18 protein-coding genes, 1 tRNA gene and 1 pseudogene are annotated in these 17,670 nt (G+C 67.7%); 8 read left to right on the top strand and 12 right to left on the bottom strand.

From position 1 onward, the window contains the following. Positions 1-8 precede the first annotated feature (8 nt). From AC1DYI_RS10690 to AC1DYI_RS10650, 9 genes are all read right to left on the bottom strand, one after another. Complete coding sequence (locus AC1DYI_RS10690) at positions 9-953, bottom strand: 2-hydroxyacid dehydrogenase (protein ID WP_477204084.1); 945 nt, start codon at positions 951-953, stop codon at positions 9-11. A 19-nt stretch (positions 954-972) separates the two neighbouring features. After that, positions 973-1,935: a Bug family tripartite tricarboxylate transporter substrate binding protein gene (locus AC1DYI_RS10685; RefSeq protein ID WP_477204083.1), complete on the bottom strand. Its 963-nt coding sequence runs from the start codon at positions 1,933-1,935 to the stop codon at positions 973-975. Positions 1,936-1,954: 19 nt separating this feature from the next. Next, on the bottom strand, positions 1,955-2,749 hold the full coding sequence (locus AC1DYI_RS10680; RefSeq protein ID WP_477204082.1) for an HpcH/HpaI aldolase family protein: 795 nt from the start codon (positions 2,747-2,749) through the stop codon (positions 1,955-1,957). A gap of 73 nt (positions 2,750-2,822) precedes the next feature. After that, a complete protein-coding gene (gudD, locus tag AC1DYI_RS10675) occupies positions 2,823-4,157 on the bottom strand; it encodes a glucarate dehydratase (protein WP_477204081.1) in 1,335 nt (444 codons plus the stop codon). A gap of 30 nt (positions 4,158-4,187) precedes the next feature. Further along, positions 4,188-5,150, bottom strand: coding sequence for a Bug family tripartite tricarboxylate transporter substrate binding protein (locus AC1DYI_RS10670; protein WP_477204080.1), 963 nt, complete (start codon positions 5,148-5,150; stop codon positions 4,188-4,190). A gap of 166 nt (positions 5,151-5,316) precedes the next feature. Next, positions 5,317-6,345 (bottom strand): LacI family DNA-binding transcriptional regulator, encoded by a 1,029-nt coding sequence (locus AC1DYI_RS10665; RefSeq protein WP_477204079.1) that lies wholly within the window; start codon positions 6,343-6,345, stop codon positions 5,317-5,319. Positions 6,346-6,539: 194 nt separating this feature from the next. Next, positions 6,540-7,367 (bottom strand): phosphonate ABC transporter, permease protein PhnE, encoded by an 828-nt coding sequence (gene phnE / locus AC1DYI_RS10660; RefSeq protein WP_477204078.1) that lies wholly within the window; start codon positions 7,365-7,367, stop codon positions 6,540-6,542. Further along, complete coding sequence (locus AC1DYI_RS10655; protein WP_477204077.1) at positions 7,364-8,212, bottom strand: PhnE/PtxC family ABC transporter permease; 849 nt, start codon at positions 8,210-8,212, stop codon at positions 7,364-7,366. Before AC1DYI_RS10655 ends, phnE begins: the two co-directional genes overlap by 4 nt. Then, positions 8,209-9,036: a phosphonate ABC transporter ATP-binding protein gene (locus tag AC1DYI_RS10650; protein WP_477204076.1), complete on the bottom strand. Its 828-nt coding sequence runs from the start codon at positions 9,034-9,036 to the stop codon at positions 8,209-8,211. Before AC1DYI_RS10650 ends, AC1DYI_RS10655 begins: the two co-directional genes overlap by 4 nt. An 83-nt stretch (positions 9,037-9,119) precedes the next feature. Between AC1DYI_RS10650 and selD the strand changes: the two genes are divergently transcribed. Then, positions 9,120-10,202, top strand: coding sequence for a selenide, water dikinase SelD (gene selD, locus AC1DYI_RS10645; RefSeq protein ID WP_477204075.1), 1,083 nt, complete (start codon positions 9,120-9,122; stop codon positions 10,200-10,202). Between the two features lie 44 nt (positions 10,203-10,246). Here the strand turns inward: selD and AC1DYI_RS10640 are convergent, their stop codons facing one another. Continuing rightward, complete coding sequence (locus AC1DYI_RS10640; protein ID WP_477204074.1) at positions 10,247-11,563, bottom strand: patatin-like phospholipase family protein; 1,317 nt, start codon at positions 11,561-11,563, stop codon at positions 10,247-10,249. 280 nt (positions 11,564-11,843) lie between these two features. Further along, positions 11,844-11,919, bottom strand: a tRNA-Ala gene (locus AC1DYI_RS10635). A gap of 159 nt (positions 11,920-12,078) precedes the next feature. On the opposite strand from AC1DYI_RS10635, the gene AC1DYI_RS10630 reads away from it, so the two are divergent. From AC1DYI_RS10630 to AC1DYI_RS10610, 5 genes are all read left to right on the top strand, one after another. Then, complete coding sequence (locus AC1DYI_RS10630; protein WP_477204073.1) at positions 12,079-12,927, top strand: alpha/beta hydrolase; 849 nt, start codon at positions 12,079-12,081, stop codon at positions 12,925-12,927. A gap of 160 nt (positions 12,928-13,087) precedes the next feature. Continuing rightward, positions 13,088-13,507, top strand: a complete 420-nt coding sequence (locus AC1DYI_RS10625) for a rubrerythrin family protein (RefSeq protein WP_477204072.1) — start codon at positions 13,088-13,090, stop codon at positions 13,505-13,507. Positions 13,508-13,608: 101 nt separating this feature from the next. Then, positions 13,609-14,958 (top strand): (Fe-S)-binding protein, encoded by a 1,350-nt coding sequence (locus tag AC1DYI_RS10620; protein WP_477204071.1) that lies wholly within the window; start codon positions 13,609-13,611, stop codon positions 14,956-14,958. An 11-nt stretch (positions 14,959-14,969) separates the two neighbouring features. Then, the gene (locus tag AC1DYI_RS10615; RefSeq protein WP_477204070.1) at positions 14,970-15,548 is read left to right on the top strand and encodes a DUF3501 family protein; all 579 of its coding nucleotides are present in this window, start codon (positions 14,970-14,972) and stop codon (positions 15,546-15,548) included. A gap of 85 nt (positions 15,549-15,633) precedes the next feature. Next, the gene (locus AC1DYI_RS10610) at positions 15,634-16,014 is read left to right on the top strand and encodes a VOC family protein (RefSeq protein WP_477204085.1); all 381 of its coding nucleotides are present in this window, start codon (positions 15,634-15,636) and stop codon (positions 16,012-16,014) included. Positions 16,015-16,038: 24 nt separating this feature from the next. Here AC1DYI_RS10610 and rarD read toward each other — a convergent pair whose 3' ends face one another. Next, complete coding sequence (gene rarD / locus AC1DYI_RS10605; RefSeq protein ID WP_477204069.1) at positions 16,039-16,920, bottom strand: EamA family transporter RarD; 882 nt, start codon at positions 16,918-16,920, stop codon at positions 16,039-16,041. Between the two features lie 135 nt (positions 16,921-17,055). Between rarD and AC1DYI_RS10600 the strand changes: the two genes are divergently transcribed. Further along, entirely contained in the window at positions 17,056-17,325 is a 270-nt protein-coding gene (locus AC1DYI_RS10600) for a MoaD/ThiS family protein (RefSeq protein WP_477204068.1), read from the top strand. A gap of 4 nt (positions 17,326-17,329) precedes the next feature. Next, positions 17,330-17,670 (top strand): annotated as a pseudogene (locus AC1DYI_RS10595) (exo-alpha-sialidase); the annotation flags it as partial.

The following is a 17,670-nucleotide window of genomic DNA, read 5'->3' as shown; positions in this document are numbered from 1 at the left end:
GAAGTGAATCAGGGCGCCGGCGCCGCGGTGATCAGCTGGCCCGTCGCGAAGAACGCCTGCAGGTTGTCGAAGACTCGGTCGGCCATCGCCTGCCGCGTCTGCAGGGTGCCGCTGGCCACGTGCGGCAGCAGCACCACGTTGTCCAGCGCCATCAGCGCGGCGGGCACCTGGGGCTCGTTCTCATAGACGTCCAGCCCGGCGCCGGCGATCTGGCCTTGCTGCAGCGCGCTGACCAGCGCGGCTTCGTCGACCACCGAGCCGCGCGCGACGTTGACCAGAAAGCCTTGCGGCCCGAGTGCATCGAGCACGTCGGCGTTGATCAGGTGGCGCGTGCCCGCGCCGCCGGCAGTGATCAGCACCAGAAAGTCGGCCCAGCGCGCCAGCTCGATCAACGAGGGCTCGTGCACCCAAGGCACATCGGCCACTGGCCGGCGCGAGTGGTAGCGCACGGTCATCTCGAAACCGGTCGAGCGCTGGGCAATGGTGCGGCCGATGCGGCCCATGCCCACCAGGCCCAGCCGAGCGCCGCTGACTTTGCGCGTCAGCGGAAACGGGCCCTTCGGCCAGGCGCCACGCCGCACGAAGCGGTCGGCCGCGCTGAAGCCGCGTGCCACGTCGATCAACAGGCCGAAGGCGGTGTCTGCCACGCAGTCGTTCAGCACATCGGGCGTGTAGCCCACTGCGACACCGCGTGCCAGCGCGGCGGTGACATCGATCTTGTCCAGCCCGACGCCGAAGCTGGAAACCACCATCAGGTTCGGCAGCGCTTCAAGCAGCCCGGCGTCGAACCCGACGGGCGCCGAGGTCACCGCGCCGACGTACCCGGCACCGTGCGCCGCCAGGTGCAACTGGGGGTCGCGCTGGTCGGCCAGGGTGGTCACGTCGTAGTCGGCGTTCAGCCGCGCCACCAGCGCCGCGGGCAGGCGCCCCACATTGAGCAGTCTGGGTTTCATCGGGCGTCCGTGCGTCGAATCAGTCGGCCTTGACGCCGCCCTGCGTGACCACCGTCGCCCAGCGCTTGCGCTCGCGCTCGAAGAAGGTCGTGAACTCGGCTGGCGTCATCGTGACGACCTCGGCACCTTGCGACACGAGCCGCTCGCGCACCTCCGGGCTGCGGATGATGCGGGTCAACTCGGTGTTCAGGCGCGCGACCACGGCCGGCGGCGTGTTGGCCGGCACCAGCAGGCCCTGCCAGGTGCCCGACTCGAAGCCCGGCATGCCTTGCTCGGCGATGGTCGGCACCTGCGCCAGCAGCGGCACGCGCGTGGCCTTGGACACCCCCAGCACCTTGAGCTTGCCCGACTGCACCTGCGGCAGCGTGGCCAGCATGCCGTTCATCAGCACCTGGGTCTGCCCGGCGATCGTGTCACCAATGGCTTGCGCGCCGCCCTTGTAGGGGATGTAGGCCCATTCGGCGCCAGTGGCCTTCTCGACCGCCACGCCCGCGAGGTGCGGGGCGCTGCCGATCGCGGTGACGGCGAAGTTCAGCTTCTGCTGGTGCGACAGCGCGACCAACTCCTTCAGGTTGTTGGCCGGCACCGACGGGTGCACCACCAGCAGGTGCGGCGAGTACGCCAGCATCGTGACGCCGCGCAGGTCCTTCGACGGGTCGAACGACAGCTTGGTGTAGATCGACGGCGTGATCGCCAGCGCACCGGTGTCGCACAGCAGCAGGGTGTGGCCGTCGTTGGCCTTGGCCACGAAGTCGGTGCCCATGTTGCCGTTGGCGCCGGGCTTGTTCTCGACGATGACCGTCTGCTTCAGCGCTTCGGACAGCGGCTGGCTGATGGCGCGCGCAATGATGTCCGACGAGCCGCCGGGCGAGTACGGCACGACGATGCGGATGGGCTTGCTCGGCCACGTTTGGGCTTGCGCGATGCTGGCTGCCACGAAGGCGAGGGCGGCCCAGGCGAGGCGCAGGTGTCGGACGGTCATGGGGGTTCCTTTGGATCGTCTAGTAGCCGCTGGCGCCTGAAGAGGCGGGCGTGGGTTTGGCGCGCATCTTGGCGAGCGTCTGCTGCGCGCCGGCCGCCATCAGCCGCGCATCGGAGCTGACGGTGACGAACTGGAAGCCCTTGGCGATGCGCTTCAGCGCGGCTTCGGGGCTGCCGTTGTGGATGGCTGCCACCACGCCGTGCGCCTTGGCCCGCGCGAGGATGTGGTCGACGGCCTCGGCAGCTTTCGGGTCCAGGTCGTCGAAGGTCGGTGTGCAGCCCAGCGCGAGCGACAGGTCCGACGGGCCGATGTAGATCGCATCCAGCCCCTCGACCGAGAGGATGGCGTCGAGGTTGTCCAGCGCCGCCGCGGTCTCGATCATCGCGAAGGTCACGATGGTGTCGTTGGCGTGCTGAGGGTAGTCCGCACCAGCGTACAGCAGCGCGCGCACCGGGCCGAAGCTGCGGGTGCCCTTGGGCGCGTAGTGGGTGTAGGCGACCAGCTTCTGGGCGTCTTCGCGTGTATTGATCATCGGGCAGATCACACCGTAGGCGCCGGCGTCCAGCGTCTTCATCAGGATGCCGGGCTCCAGCCACGGCACCCGCACCACCGGCACCGTGGCCGTGGTGGAGATCGCCTGCAGCATGCCGACCATCGCCTGGTAGTCGACCACGCCGTGCTGCAGGTCGATGGTCAATGAGTCCCAGCCCTGGTGGGCCATGGTCTCGGCCGAGAACGAGTTGGGGATCGCAAGCCAGCCGTTGACGGCCGCGCCGCCGGATTGCCAGAGGGTGCGCAAGGCATTGGGTCTCATTCGGATCTCCGGTGGCGGGCAAGGCGGTTCATCGAACCAGCGGCGGGCGATTCATCGGACAAGCGCCGGGCGGTCATCGGACAAGCGCGGGGCGCTTGGGATCGAAAGTCCAACCCGGCACCAGGTACTGCATCGCGGCCGCGTCGTCGCGCGCGCCCAGGCCGTGCTGCTTGTAGAGCTGGTGGGCTTTTTCGACCTCGGCCATGTCGAGTTCGACGCCGAGGCCCGGCTTCTTCGGCACCTGCACGTGGCCGCCGACGATCTGCAGAGGCTCCTTGGTCAGGCGCTGGCCGTCCTGCCAGATCCAGTGGGTGTCGATCGCGGTGACCTTGCCGGGCGCCGCGGCGCCGACGTGGGTGAACATCGCCAAGGACACGTCGAAGTGGTTGTTCGAGTGCGAGCCCCAGGTCAGGCCCCAGTCGCGGCAGGTCTGCGCCACGCGCACCGAGCCGGCCATGGTCCAGAAGTGCGGGTCGGCCAGCGGGATGTCCACGCTCTGCAGCGCCAGCGCGTGGCTGAGCTGGCGCCAGTCGGTGGCAATCATGTTGGTGGCCGTGGGCAGGCCGGTGGCGCGGCGGAATTCGGCCATCACCTCGCGGCCGGAGAAGCCTTCTTCGGCGCCGCAGGGGTCTTCGGCGTAGGCGACCACGTCGCGCATGTCGCGCATCAGGCGGAGCGCGTCCTTCAGCAGCCAGCCGCCGTTCGGGTCCAGCGTCACGCGTGCTTCGGGGAAGCGCTCGTGCAAAGCGGTGACGGCCGCGACTTCGTCTTCGCCGCGCAGCACGCCGCCCTTGAGCTTGAAGTCGTTGAAACCATAGCGCTCGCGCGCGGCTTCGGCCAAGCGCACGACGGCCTCGGGCGTCATCGCCTTCTCGTGGCGCACGCGGAACCAGTCGTTGTCGGCGTCTGGTGCGGTGACGTAGGGCAGGTCGGTCTTGTTGCGGTCGCCGACGTAGAACAGGTAGCCCAGCATCTCGACCGCATCGCGCTGCTGGCCTTCACCGAGCAGCGCCGCCACCGGCACCTCGAGGTGTTGACCGAGCAGGTCGAGCAGCGCCGACTCGATCGCGGTGACCGCGTGGATGGTCGTGCGCAGGTCGAAGGTCTGCAGGCCGCGGCCGCCGCTGTCGCGGTCGGCGAAGGTCTTCTGCACCGACTGCAGCACGCGCTGGTGCGCGCCGATCGGCTGGCCGACGACCAGCGTGGCGGCGTCTTGCAAGGTCTGGCGGATCTTCTCGCCGCCCGGCACCTCGCCGACACCGGTGCGGCCGGCGCTGTCGGTCAGGATCACCAGGTTGCGAGTGAAGAACGGGCCATGGGCGCCGCTGAGGTTCATCAGCATGCTGTCGCGGCCGGCGACGGGGATCACCCGCAAGGCGGTGACGACGGGGGTGGAGGTTGTGGTCATGGAGTGCCCGTGCCTTCGGTCAAGCCTCACTCAATCAGCTGTAATTTTTCCGACCTCGATCACCTTCTTCCAGCGCGCGAACTCGGTGGCCTGGAAAGCGGTGAACTGCTCGGGCGTGTTGCCGACGATCTCGAAGCCGAGTTCGAGCAGCTTGGGCTTGACCTGCGGGTCGTTCAGGCCGGCGACCAGCGCGTCATGCAGCTTGGCCTTGATGTCGACGGGGAGCCCCTTGGGCGCTGCGAAGGCCTGCCACGAATAGACCGTGACACCCTTGATGCCCAGCTCTTCCATCGTCGGTACGTCGGGCAGTTGCGGCGACCGCGTAGCGCTGGTGATGGCCAGTGCCCTGAGCTTGCCGGCCTTGAGATTGGGCAGGCCGGTGTTGATGTTCATGAAGGTCGCATCGACCTGGCCGCCCAGCAGGTCGGACATCGCCGGCGCGCCGCCCTTGTAGGGCACATGCAGCCCGGACGTGCCGGTCACCTGCCAGAACAGCTCGGCGGTCAGGTGGTCGCTGGTGCCGTTGCCGGCCGAGGCGAATGTCATCTTGCCGGGGTTGGCCTTCTCGTAGGCCAGCACGTCGGCCAGCGACTTGTGAGGCGAGGTGGCCGGCACCGCCAGCACGTTGGGCGCCTGCACGGCCACGGTGATGTAGTCGAAATCCTTCAGCGGGTCGTAGGCGACGCCCTTCATCAGGTGCGGCCCGATCACGAAGGGGCCGAGCGACGAGACGAAGATCGTGTAGCCGTCGGGTGCGGCCCGCTTGGCCGCCGTGGCGCCCATCGTGCCGCCCGCGCCAGCCTGGTTCTGCACGATGAAGGTGCCGCCCAGCTTCTCCTGCAGCTTGCTGCCGAGGGTGCGGGCGATCATGTCCGTCGAGCCGCCGGGCGGGAAGGGCACCAGCAGCGTCACCGGCTTGGCGGGCCAGGCTTCAGCATGAGCGCCGGCAGCGGCGGCCAGGCCGAGGGCGATGGTGGTCAACAGCTTCTTCATGCGGTGTCTCCTGGGGTCGGGCGGCGAGATGGGATCGATCCGGCGCCTGAACGGTAGCGCTACCAATCGATGCCGTAATGGTAGCGCTACCTAATTCGAATCACAAGGCTTCGGCGTTAAGGAATAACACGTACCGACGCGTCCGRAACCGAGAGCCTGAGGGCGCTTAAGTGCTGGCCCGCTCGATGATCGAGTAGCCGATGTCGACCACGCGCTGCCCCACCGCGCGGCCCTCGGCGCGGTCGATGATGAACTGTGCCGCCTGGCGGCCGATGGCGGCGCCCTTGATGTGCACCGTGGTCAGCGCGGGGTCCAGGTCGGCCGAGAACTCCAGGTCGCCGAAGCCGACGACCGCCAGCTGCTCCGGCACGCGCAGGCCGCGCACCCGGGCTTCGGTGGTGACGCCAAGCGCCAGCAGGTCGGAACTGCAGAACACCGCGTCGATCTCCCGGTGGGTCTGCAGCAAGGACGCGAGGCCTTCGCGCCCGCGCCTGAGCGTGGTGGGGGCGTRCACGGAGATGATGGGCACCTCGGGCAGGCCCAAGGTGGCGGCTRTTGCCTGGAACGACCAGGCGCGGCGCTTGGCGCGTTCGTCGTCTCCGCTGACGACACCCAGCCGCCGGCGGCCCTTGCCATGCAGGAATTCGGCGACCGAGCGTCCCACCTCGACATGCGAAAAGCCGACCAGCATGTCGATCGGCGTGGGTGTCAGGTCCCAGGTTTCGACCACCGGGATGCCGGAGGCCAGCAGGCGCTTGCGGCCGTCGATCGAATGCATGATCCCGGTCAGCACGATCCCGTCCGGCCGGCGGCCGATGATGGCCTCGAGCAGCGCGTCTTCGCGTGAGCCGGCGTAGCCCGCTTGGCCCAGCATCAGCTGGTAGCCGCGTTCGGCCAAGGTCTCGGTCAGGGCCTGCACGGTTTCGAGGAAGACCGGGCCAGAAATCGTGGGCACCACGGCCGCCACCAGGCGGCTGCGGCGAGAGGCCAGCCCGCCGGCGAGCAGGTTCGGCACATAGCCGGTGCGGGCGATCGCCTCGCTGACCTTTTGCCGCACTTCGGCTGACACCTGGTAGGGCGAGTTCAGGGCCCGCGACGCGGTGATGGGTGCAACGCCGGCCAGCTTGGCGACGTCGTGCAGCGTCACCGCGCCGCTGCCGCGTCGGGTGCGTCGAGTGCCTTCTGGATCAGCCATGGGTCGATTCTAGGGCGATTGGCAGCGCTACCAACTGTTCGACCATCATGCCGGACCGGTCAGGGTGACATATTTGTTAGGTTTGAGTGCCCGACTGCCGGGACGGCGCCTTGTGCATGCGGTCGGCATCTGCCAGGCCCGTGACCTCTTGGCTGCGCCTGACGACAAGAGTGGACTGACCCGTGCACAGCGCCCTATCGCGTCATCAGCCGCCGCAAGAGGTAGCTGAAGGCGTCCACGCAACCCACCAGGACGAGCATCGCGATCAGGATCGTCGCCGTCTTGTCCATGTGGAACAGGCCCATGTGGAACACCAGCAGCTGACCCAGGCCGCCGGCGCCGACCACGCCCAGCACGGCCGCCGCGCGGATGTTGTTCTCCCAGCGGTACAAGGTGTAGCTCATCAGCTGCGGCAGCACCTGCGGCAGCGTGGCATAGAGGAAGACCTGGCCATCGCGTACCCCTTGAGTCCGCAACGCAGCGCCTGGCCCTGCGGGAGCGTTCTCGATCGCCTCGGCGAACAGCCGCCCGAGCACGCCGGTGGTGTGCACCGCCAACGCCAGCGTGCCGGCAAAAGGCCCCAGGCCGGCGGCGATCAGCAGCAGCGTGGCCCAGACCAGCTCGGGCACGGAGCGCAACGCGTTGAGCAGCATCCGGGTTGGTGTGCGTGCGAGCGCGGCATCCTGGGCATGCACGCGACTGGCAGGCAGCGCGAGCAGCAGGCCACCGGCCGCCGCCAGCGCCGTGCCCAAGGCCGACATGGCCAACGTTTCCCAAGTGGCCACGAGCACCTGCCGCACGAACGCGGCGCCCAGGTCGGGTGGAAAGAACTCAGCCAGGAAGTGCGCCATGCTGCGCGCCGCGTCCGCGGAGAAGAACTGGGCCCACTGCAAGTCCAGCGACCAGAAGCTGGCCACCACGAGCACCAGCAGCCCCACGGTGAACCAGCAGGCCTTGCGGCGCACGTCGAAGATCGGCGGCGGCAGCTTGTAGGGCGGGTTGGTCGCGCGACGCTCCGTCATGCCAGGGCCTTTCGCAGCCAGGCGCTGGTTCTGTCGGCCAGCGCCACCAGCGCGAAGAACACCAGCAGCATCGTGCAGACCTCGCCACCGGCGAACATCTTCATCGACCCGTCGAGTTGCTGGCCCAGGCCACCCGCGCCGACAAACCCCAGGACAACGGTCGAGCGGATGGCGCATTCCCAGCGGTAGACCGTGTACGAGGTCAGCTCGCCGGCGTTTTGCGGCAACAGCCCGAAGCAGAAGGCCTGCAGCCGGCCGCAGCCGTTGCGCAGCAATGATTCGGTCGCATGCGTCTCGCCGCTTTCCAGGATCTCGCTGTAGACCTTGCCCAGCATGCCGCCATAGGTCAGCGCGATGGCCAGCACGCCGGCTGTGGGCCCCAGACCAACGACCCGCACGAAGACCAACGCCCACACCAGTTCGGGCACGCTGCGCAGCGCGATCAACAGAAACCTGACGGCCTGCCGCACGCAGAACGGCACGGTCGCCATGCGACCACGCAGCGCCGACACCGACAGCACGCGTGTCGACATCAAAGTCAACGGCAGCGCAAGACCCAAGGCGAGCGTCATCCCTGCAGTCGCCATGGCCACGGTGCGCCAGGTTTCCCGCGCCACCATCGCCAGGAAGTCGGGCGACAGGGCAGGTGGCAGGAAGCTGCGCAGGAACCGGCCAGTGACTTGCAGGCTGCGGGCGTCGAACACCTGCCAGGGCTTGAACTCGGTGGCAACGAGCAGCGGCCACAGCAGCGTGATGGCTGCCGCGGCCCAGAAGACGCGGCCGAGCCATGCCGGATCGCGCGTTGGCGGGTCGAGCGCCACACGCAGTGGGGTGGCCTCGTTCATCGGCAATGCATCGCCACGGGCGGGGCGCGTTCGGCAGCCGTGGCCGGTGCAGCCCCGCCACGCAGTTCGTCTTCGTGCTGCTCGTAGAGCTGTTCGAGCCGTTCGTGCGTCACCTCAGGCGCCGGCAGGTCGAAGGCGATCTGCCCGTCGCGCAGGCCGACGATGCGCGGGAAGTGCGCGAGCGCCGCGTCCACCTGGTGCAGGCTGGTGACGAGCGTGACCCGGCGCTCGCGTGCCGATTCGACCAGCGTGGTCAGGGCCTGGCGGGCCCGCGTCGGGTCCAGCGACGACAGCGGCTCGTCCACCAGCCAGAGCCGGGCCGGCGACAGCAGAGCACGCGCCAGGCCGACGCGCTGACGCTCACCGCCGGACAGCCGGTCGACCCGCTCGAACAGCTTGTCGTCGAGGTCGAACCGAACCAGCGCCTCGTAGGCCGCGGGGATGTCCGATGGGTAGAACAGCGAGCGCAGGCTGGCCAGCCATCCCATCACCGGCAGGCGGCCGGCGAGCACCGCTGTGACCACGCGTTGGCGCGGTGGCAGTGGAGGCACCTGCGGCGCGAGAAAGAGCTGGCCACGCAAGCGATGCAGCTCGCGGGTGGACAGGCGCCAGGGCGCGTGATCGCCCAGCCGGTAGTCGCCCGCGGCGGGCGGCAAGGCACAGGCCAGCACTTGCAGCAGTGTCGTCTTGCCCGCACCCGAAGGCCCGATCACCGCCATCTGCTCGCCATCGGCGACCTGCAGGCTGAGCGCGCGCAGGGCTGGCGGTACGCCTGCACGCGCGGCAGGGTGCCGTGCATCCACCTGCGCAAGTTGCAGCTTCATGCGCACGGACTCTATCCGCAAGATCGCCGCGGCGCTCACGATGAGCCGGCTATGCTTGCGCGGCCCATACCCTGAGTCCTGCCATGAATTCACCTGACCCATCCACCGCTGCACCTTCGGCGACCGAGCCCCGTCTGACGTCCTTGTCGCATGGCGGCGGCTGTGGCTGCAAGATAGCACCCGGGGTGCTGTCCGAGATTCTCAAGGGCACGGCGGCGATGCCGATGCCCAAAGAACTGCTGGTGGGCATCGAGACGTCCGATGACGCGGCGGTCTACCAGCTCAACGATGAGCAGGCGTTGATCGCCACGACCGATTTCTTCATGCCGATCGTCGACGATCCGCACGACTTCGGGCGGATCGCCGCCACCAACGCCATCAGCGATGTCTACGCGATGGGCGGCCGGCCGATCCTCGCGCTGGCCCTGGTGGGCATGCCGATCAACGTGCTGTCGACCCAGACCATCGGCCGCATCCTCGAAGGCGGCGCATCGGCTTGCYGCGCGGCGGGCATCCCGATCGCCGGCGGCCACACCATCGATTCCGTCGAGGCGATCTATGGCCTGGTGGCGCTTGGGCTGGTGCACCCCAAACACGTCAAGCGCAATGCCGACGCGCAACCGGGGGACCTGCTCGTGCTGGGCAAGCCGCTGGGCGTGGGCGTGATGTCGGCGGCGCTGAAGAAGGGCGCTCTGAGTGACGCCGGCTACGCGCAGATGATCGCCTGCACCACCCAACTCAACACGCCCGGACCTGACCTGGCCGCACTGCCCGGCGTGCATGCGTTGACCGATGTGACCGGCTTCGGCCTGGCCGGGCATGCGCTGGAAATGGCTCGCGGCGCCCGCTGCGAAGTACAGCTCGACTGGTCGGCCGTGCCTTTGCTGGCCGGTGCCAGAGACCTCGCCGCGCAGGGTTTCGTGACCGGCGCATCCGGGCGCAATTGGGCGGGCTATGGCGCCGATGTGGCGCTGCCAAGCAACTTCGTTGCCGAAGACAAGGCCTTGCTGAGCGACCCGCAGACCAGCGGCGGCCTGCTCGTGTCCTGCGCACCGCAAGCCTTGGACGCGGTGCTCGCTGTCTTCACCCGCCAAGGCTTTGGCCAGGCGGCGGTGGTCGGGCGGATCGGGGCCACCAGCGGCGCGCCGCGCCTCGTTGTCAGCTGAGCTTGACGGCGCCGCCGGCTGAGGTCAGGCAGGCCGCGACTCGTTCAATGCAGGTCGCTGATCAGCCTTTGAAACTCGTCCGACCTGTTCAACGTGTCTCTTGCAAAGCGGCGCAGCGCGTCGATGTCCTGGGCGGGCAGTTGCAGTGAGGTCGGCACCGACTCGAGGTCGGCCAGACCGGAGCCTGCCGGGTGGACGCGCAGATCCACCTCGATCAGGTAGAACTTCGCATCCTCGGCAAACACGTCGAAGTCACCTTGTGCGTGCGCCGTGCTGACTTCGGCTTCCCACTGCTGGATCGATGCACGCATCTTCTGAAGCGATGTCTCGGAGTTGCGGTTGATCGGGATGTCCGCCAGCGCGAACACGGTGCTCACCAAGCCCGGGATTTCGGGCGTCGCGTCCGTCGAGGACCGGCGGCTCGTTTCTGCGTTGACGACGATGAACACGGCGCGTCGAACGCCGCGATAGCCGACGTGGCGGGCTGCGCGAACGAAGCCGCCGAACTGCTCGAAATACTCGAGGGGGCCGGTGGTGTTCACGTTGTCCGACAGGCCGCCGTCCAGCACATGAACATAGCGCCGTTCAGCGCCCTCGGGGCTCGTTTCGCGAAGGGTGGCCATCTGAGCGGCACGCTTGCTGCGCGCACGAGACGAACCCTCGCCCGAACGGGCCAGCAGCATGGGCTCACCGCAGCCCGCAGCGTTTTTCGCAGGCGCGTGATTCATGAAGACGACTGGGCTGAGGACGAGCGGCGCGGCGCTCGAGGCCGCCACGGCGCGGCCGAGTGAAACGCCGTCGAGGTCGCTGCACAGGAAGTCGAACTGATCCTGGTTGAACTCGAAGCGCGCGCCGTTGGCCATGTCGGCGGCGTAGATGATCGCGAAAGGCTTGCGCAGGCGTTTGCTGAGCGTGCCGAAGGTGGCGCCCTGGTAGATGCGCCGATCGAGGAACTCGGCAAACAGATCGCTGCGGCCATAGGTGGACGAGGTCAATCGCCAGGCATTCCATGGCAACAACGCGTCAGCCATCAGCGCGTCCTGCAGGTCCACATCGAAGAAGCGCGTCTTGAAGTCGCCCAATCCGTCTGCGCCATGCAGCGCGAAGGCGGTCGCCATCATGCTGCCGCCAGACACACCCATCACGACATCGATGTCGTCGACGAGGCGACGGGGTCGTCTTTCCCAGGTGATCGCTGTGTCCTTGAGTGTCTCCAGCACACCAAAACCCAGGGCAGCAGCACGAGCACCGCCGCCGGAGAACGACACGTGGACGAACAGGTGGTCGTCGGGGTCGGCCGCAAAGAACCGTTCGCCGCGATAGCCGCTGTTGCCATCGATGGCAGCGAGCGGAGGGTTCACGGGATAGTGAGCCGTGGAGCAAGCGGCCATCAAGGCAGACATGGCCACGATCAACGCGGTGGCAAGGCGAAAGCGAACTCGAGGCTTCACGGCTTGCTGCGGATGGTTCGGATGTTGACGCAAAAGGGGCGCTCCCGTTGTTCGCGCGTCCCGGGCGACACGGCCCGAAATGCTAATCGTTGCCTGGCCACCGACGGCGCCTCATGCATCACCTTGCCATCCCGGCAGCTGGATGCAAAAAGGGCCGGTTCCTGGTCAGAAACCGGCCCTTCGGCATGCTTGGTGGAGACGAGGAGGATCGAACTCCCGACCTTCGCATTGCGAACGCGACGCTCTCCCAGCTGAGCTACGTCCCCAGAGCGAAGAATTCTAGCAGTAAGTTTTTTGCTTCACGGCGRGGGCTTGGTGGCGTAAGAATCGCGCCGTCGCGTCGGGCCCGTCGATTGCCTTCGGGGGCGCCACGGGCGGCGATGATGTCGGCGCCTTGTCAGAACACTTGCATCGGGAGGCCTTGGATGAACCCGCTCGACCCCCAGTGGCTGGACGCGCAGTACAACAACCGCGCCCGTGTGCCCGAGCATGCGGCCATCTTCGAGCGCTGGCGCCATGCGTCGGCTCTCGCGCGTGAGCGATTGCGCTGCGAGCTGGACGTGGCCTACGGCGACGGCGCCGACGAACGGCTGGATGTCTTTCCCGCGTCCAAACCGGGTGCGCCGCTGCTGATCTTCATCCACGGCGGCTACTGGCGCGCTTTCGACAAGTCCGACCAGTCGTTCGTCGCGCCGTCTTTCGTGGCCGATGGGGCGGCGGTGCTGGTGCCCAACTACAGCCTGTGTCCGGCGGTCAGCATCGAGCAGATCGCCTTGCAGATGACTCGGGTGGTCGCGTGGGGCTGGCGCCATGCAGCTGAGTTCGGTGCGGACGCGTCGCGCATCGCCCTGGTCGGGCACTCGGCCGGCGGACATTTGGCGGCCATGCTGCTGTGCTGCCGCTGGAAAGAGGTGGACGCTGAGTTGCCGCTGCTGCCATTGCAGGGAGCCTTGGGCATCTCGGGCCTGTACGACCTGGAGCCTATCCGCCACACGCCTTTCCTGGCCGACCTCGGCCTGACGCCGGCCAGCGTCAAACGCTTGTCACCGTCGTTCTTTCCGCGACCCAAGCGGCCGCTTTATGCGGTGGTGGGCGGTGACGAGAGCAAAGAGTTCTTGCACCAGAGCCAGTTGATCCGCGACCAATGGGGGCCGACGGCGGTGCCGGTGTGCGAAACCTTGGTCGGCCACCACCACTTCGACGTGCTGCGCAACCTGGCCGACCCGGACGGCCGCCTGCACGACCTGTCGTTGCGGCTGCTGGGCCTGCGCTGAGCCCTGATGGACACCTAGGGTTGGCCCTCGGCCGCATAGGCTGGGCCTATCTCCCGCATTGATGCATTGAATTGCCATTTCTCGCCGCGCTCTGCTAGCGTCAGCGACGAGCCGCCGGCTGGCGCTGGTGGCCCCCGTCATCACCACTGAGGAGCTTGTCATGGGTTTGAAGGGTTCCAAGACCGAGCAGAACCTGAAGGACGCCTTTGCGGGCGAATCGCAGGCCAACCGCCGGTACCTCTACTTCGCAAACAAAGCCGACATCGAAGGGCAAAACGATGTGGCGGCGTTGTTCCGCTCCACCGCTGAAGGCGAAACCGGTCACGCGCACGGCCACCTCGAATTCCTCGAGGCCGTGGGCGACCCGGCGACCGGCCTGCCGATCGGCCCCACACGCGACAACCTGAAAGCCGCTGTGCACGGCGAGACGCACGAGTACACCGACATGTACCCGGGCATGGCCCGCACCGCGCGCGAAGAAGGCTTCGACGAGATCGCCGACTGGTTCGAAACGCTGGCCAAGGCCGAGCGCTCGCACGCCAACCGCTACGTCAAGGCGCTGGACCAACTGGTCGACTGACGGCCTCGGGAGACCGACCAGCCAACGACACCGGGGGGCGCAACAACGCCCCCCGCTTCATTGCGGCCCCCATGGCCGCCCGAACACCGGCAGGAGGACCCATGGCCCAGCGCGAAGRCAATCTCGAGGCACCGACCCGCCACCCGATCGCCTGGCAAGAGCCGGCGTTCTACGACGAGGCCAGCGCCCTGAAGGAGATGGAGCGGGTGTTCGACATCTGCCACGGCTGCCGGCGCTGCGTGAGCCTGTGCCAGTCGTTCCCGACGCTGTTCGACCTGATCGACGCCACCAGCGATGGCGAGGTGCACGAGGTGCCCAAGGCCGACTACGTCAAGGTCGTCGACCAGTGCTACCTGTGCGACCTCTGCTACATGACCAAGTGTCCCTACGTGCCGCCGCACCCCTGGAACGTCGATTTCCCGCACCTGATGCTGCGGGCCAAGGCGATCAAGTTCAAGCAGGGCCACGTGGGCAAGGGCGAGCAGCTGCTGGCCTCGACCGACGTGCACGGCCAGTTCGCCGGCATCCCGATCGTCGTGCAGATCGTCAACAAGGTGAACAAGACCAAGGTGATGCGCCGGCAGCTGGACAAGCACCTGGGCGTGCACCCCGACGCCTGGCTGCCCGAGCTGGCGACCAGCCGCTTTCGCTGGAAGGCCCGCGCCAACGGCGATGTCGAGACGATCACCAACGGCCAGCGCACACCGGGCAAGGTGGTCATCTTCTCGACCTGCTATGTCAACTACAACGAGCCCGGCATCGGGCACGATTTGCTGAAGCTGCTGGCCCACAACGACATTCCGTACCAGATCGTCGAGAAAGAGCAGTGCTGCGGCATGCCCAAGCTGGAACTGGGCGACCTGGACTCGGTGGCCGAGCACAAGGCGGCCAACGTCCCAGTGCTGGCGCGTTACGCGCGCGAAGGCTGGGCCATCATCAGCGCGGTGCCGAGTTGCACGCTGATGTTCAAGCAGGAATTGCCGCTGATGTTCCCCGACGAGGTCGACGTGCAGCGCGTGAAGGAGGCGATGTTCGACCCCTTCGAATACCTGATGGCGCGCCACAAGGACGGCCTGCTGAAGACCGATTTCAAGGCCGCGCTGGGCAAGGTGAGCTACCACATCCCCTGCCACGGCCGGGTGCAGAACATTGGCCGCAAGACCGAAGAGATGTTCAAGCTGATTGGCCAGACGGTGACGGTGCAGCTGAACACCGTCGAGCGTTGCTCGGGCCACGCGGGCACCTACGGCGTGAAGACACCTTTCCACCCGGTGGCGATGAAAATCGGCAAGCCGGTCTTCAAGGCGATGGCCAAGGACGAACCCGACGTGATCAGCAGCGACTGCGCGCTGGCCGGCCACCACATCGCCCAAGGCATGGCAATTGCCGGCACGGCGGCCAAGGCGCTGAAGCACCCTATCAGCCTGGTGCGTCAGGCCTACGGTATTTGAAAGACGAGACCATGACCATCACCCGCGACAGCCTGCTCACGCTCGAGGCCTACGCCAGGATCCGCAAGACCGACAAGCCGGCGGTCATTGCGCACCGGCGCCTGCGCAGCGTGCACCTGGGCGAACACATCACGCTGCAGTTCGAAGACGAGCAGACCATCCGCCGCCAGATCCAGGAGATGCTGCACATCGAGAAGATCTTCGAAGAAGAGGGCATCCAGGCTGAGATCGACACCTACCTGCCCTTGGTGCCCGACGGCAGCAACTGGAAGGCGACGATGCTGATCGAGTACCCCGACCCGAACGAGCGCGCGCGCGAATTGGCCCGGCTGATCGGTGTGGAAGACCGGATGTTCGTCGAGGTCGAGGGGCACGCCCGGGCCTACGCGATCGCCGACGAAGACCTGGACCGCGAGAACGAGCAGAAGACCTCTTCGGTGCATTTCCTGCGGTTCGAGCTGACCGCCGCCGCCTGCCAGGCGGTGCGCGCGGGCGCTGGAGTGCGCTTGGGCTGCGACCACACGAACTACCCGGCGCACATGGCGATCCCGGCCGACACGCTGGCCAGCCTGGCCGGCGATCTGCGCTGACCGGGTTTCGTCGCTGGACGGCGGCACACGCCGGGCGTACAACCCGCCTCAGGCGCAGCCTGCGCCCGAGGAGAGCGTGATGTCGATGCTCGACGAAAGCCTGGTGACCTGCATGCTGCCGGTCAAGGATCTGGCCCGCGCCCGGGCCTTTTATGAGCAGCGCCTGGGGCTGACGCCGATGGGCGCCAAGCCTGACGGCAAGTTCATCTACCGCTGCAGTGGCACCGAGCTGGCGCTGTTCCCAAAGCCCGGCGGGACGCAGGCGACGCACACGGCGTTGAGCTTCCGTGTCGCCGACATCGGCAAGGCGGTGGCCGAGTTGTCCTCACGCGGCGTGTCCTTCGCCGACTACGACCTGCCAGGCCTGAAGACGGTCAACCACGTCTGCGTGCTCGGCTCGGAAAAGGCGGCCTGGTTCGAGGACACCGAGGGCAACATCCTCTGCCTGCACGAAGACCTAACCTGACCGGCGCGGAAGGCCGGCGAGGGCTCAGGCCGGCGCTGGCGACGCCTGCCGCAGCCGCCACAGCGACTCCGCGCTGTACAGCGCCAGCGCGATCCAGATCAGCACGAAGCCGACCAGCCGTTCGGGCTTCAACGGCTCGTGGAAGACCCACACCGCGAGGGCGAACTGGATCGTCGGTGCCAGGTACTGCAGCAGGCCCAGCGTGGCCATCGTGACGCGGCGGGCGCCGTAGGCAAACATCAGCAGCGGCACGGCGGTCAGCGGGCCGGCGAACAGCAGCCAGCCCCAGGTGGCCGGGCTGGCATGCGACAGCGTGCCGCCATGGCTGCTTAACCAGGCGAGCGCCGGGATGGCCAGCGGCGCCAGCAGCGCGGTCTCCAGCGCCAGCCCCTCCAGCGCGCCCAGCGGCGCAGTCTTGCGCAGCAGGCCGTAGAGGCCAAAGCTGAAGGCGAGCGCCAGCGCGATCCACGGCGGCACGCCGGCCGTCCAGGTCAGCCAGGCGACGCCGGCCGCAGCGACCGCCAGCGCCCAGCGTTGCGGCGCGCGCAGCTTCTCGTGCAGGAACACCATGCCCAGCGCCACGTTGACSAGCGGGTTGATGAAGTAGCCCAGGCTCGCTTCCATCACCCGGCCGTTGTTGACCGCCCAGACATAGACCACCCAGTTGGTCGACAGCAGCAGCGCGCTCGCGGCAAAGATCAGCAGCGTGCGCGGCTGGCGCAGCACGTCGGCCACCCAGGCCCAGCGCCGCATCACCGTCAGCAAGCCCAGCACGAACACCAGCGACCAGACCGAGCGATGCAGCAMGATCTCGAAAGCCGGCACCTCGCTGACCTGGTGGAAATACAGCGGGAACAAGCCCCACAAGGCGTAGGACAGGGCAGCGGCAAGAAGGCCGGTGGGCATGGGATGGTCGGCGGGCGAACGCCGGGTGGGACTACAGGATCGCGGCCGATTGTCAGCGCCACGGCAGGCCCACGCAGGCGTGGGTGCATTCCGCGATTGCGTAGGGGCAGGGGGCTGGCCATCATCACGGTGACCATGCCGACCGTCCAGTTCACCCCGCAGCTGCGCCGCTTCGTCGACACGCCCGAGGTCCAGAGCCACGCCGCCACGCTGCGCGCCGTGCTGGACGACGCCTTCACCCCCAACCCGCGGCTGCGCGGCTACGTGCTCGACGACCAGGGCGCGCTGCGCGCCAACGTGGTGGTCTTCATCGATGGCGAACGCTGCCTCGAGCGTGTGCGGCTCGACCAACCCTTGCAACCCGGCAGCGCGGTTTACGTGCTGCAAGCCTTGTCCGGAGGATGACCCGATGACCACTTCCAACGACCGCGCCTGGGTCGCCACCCGCAAAGGCCTGTTCGAACTGCGCCGGCGGGACGCAGCCGGCGGCTGGCAGATCGAAAAGGTCAGCTTCCTGGGCGAGCCGGTCAGCAGCGTGCTGCCGCCGGACGGGCAGGGCCACATGCTGGCCGCGTTGAACCTGGGCCACTTCGGCGTCAAGCTGCATGCCAGCCAGGACGGCGGTGCCACCTGGGCCGAGACCACGACGCCGGCCTACCCACCGCAGCCCGAAGCCGCCACGGGCCCGGCGTGGAACCTGCTGCAAGTGTTGGTGATGGAGCGCGCCGGCCATCGCATCCTCGCCGGAAC

The organism is Ideonella sp. P3_A4 (assembly GCF_056403075.1).
The sequence above is the reverse complement of the archived record's forward strand: the minus strand, read 5'-3'. Positions and strand labels throughout refer to the sequence as shown.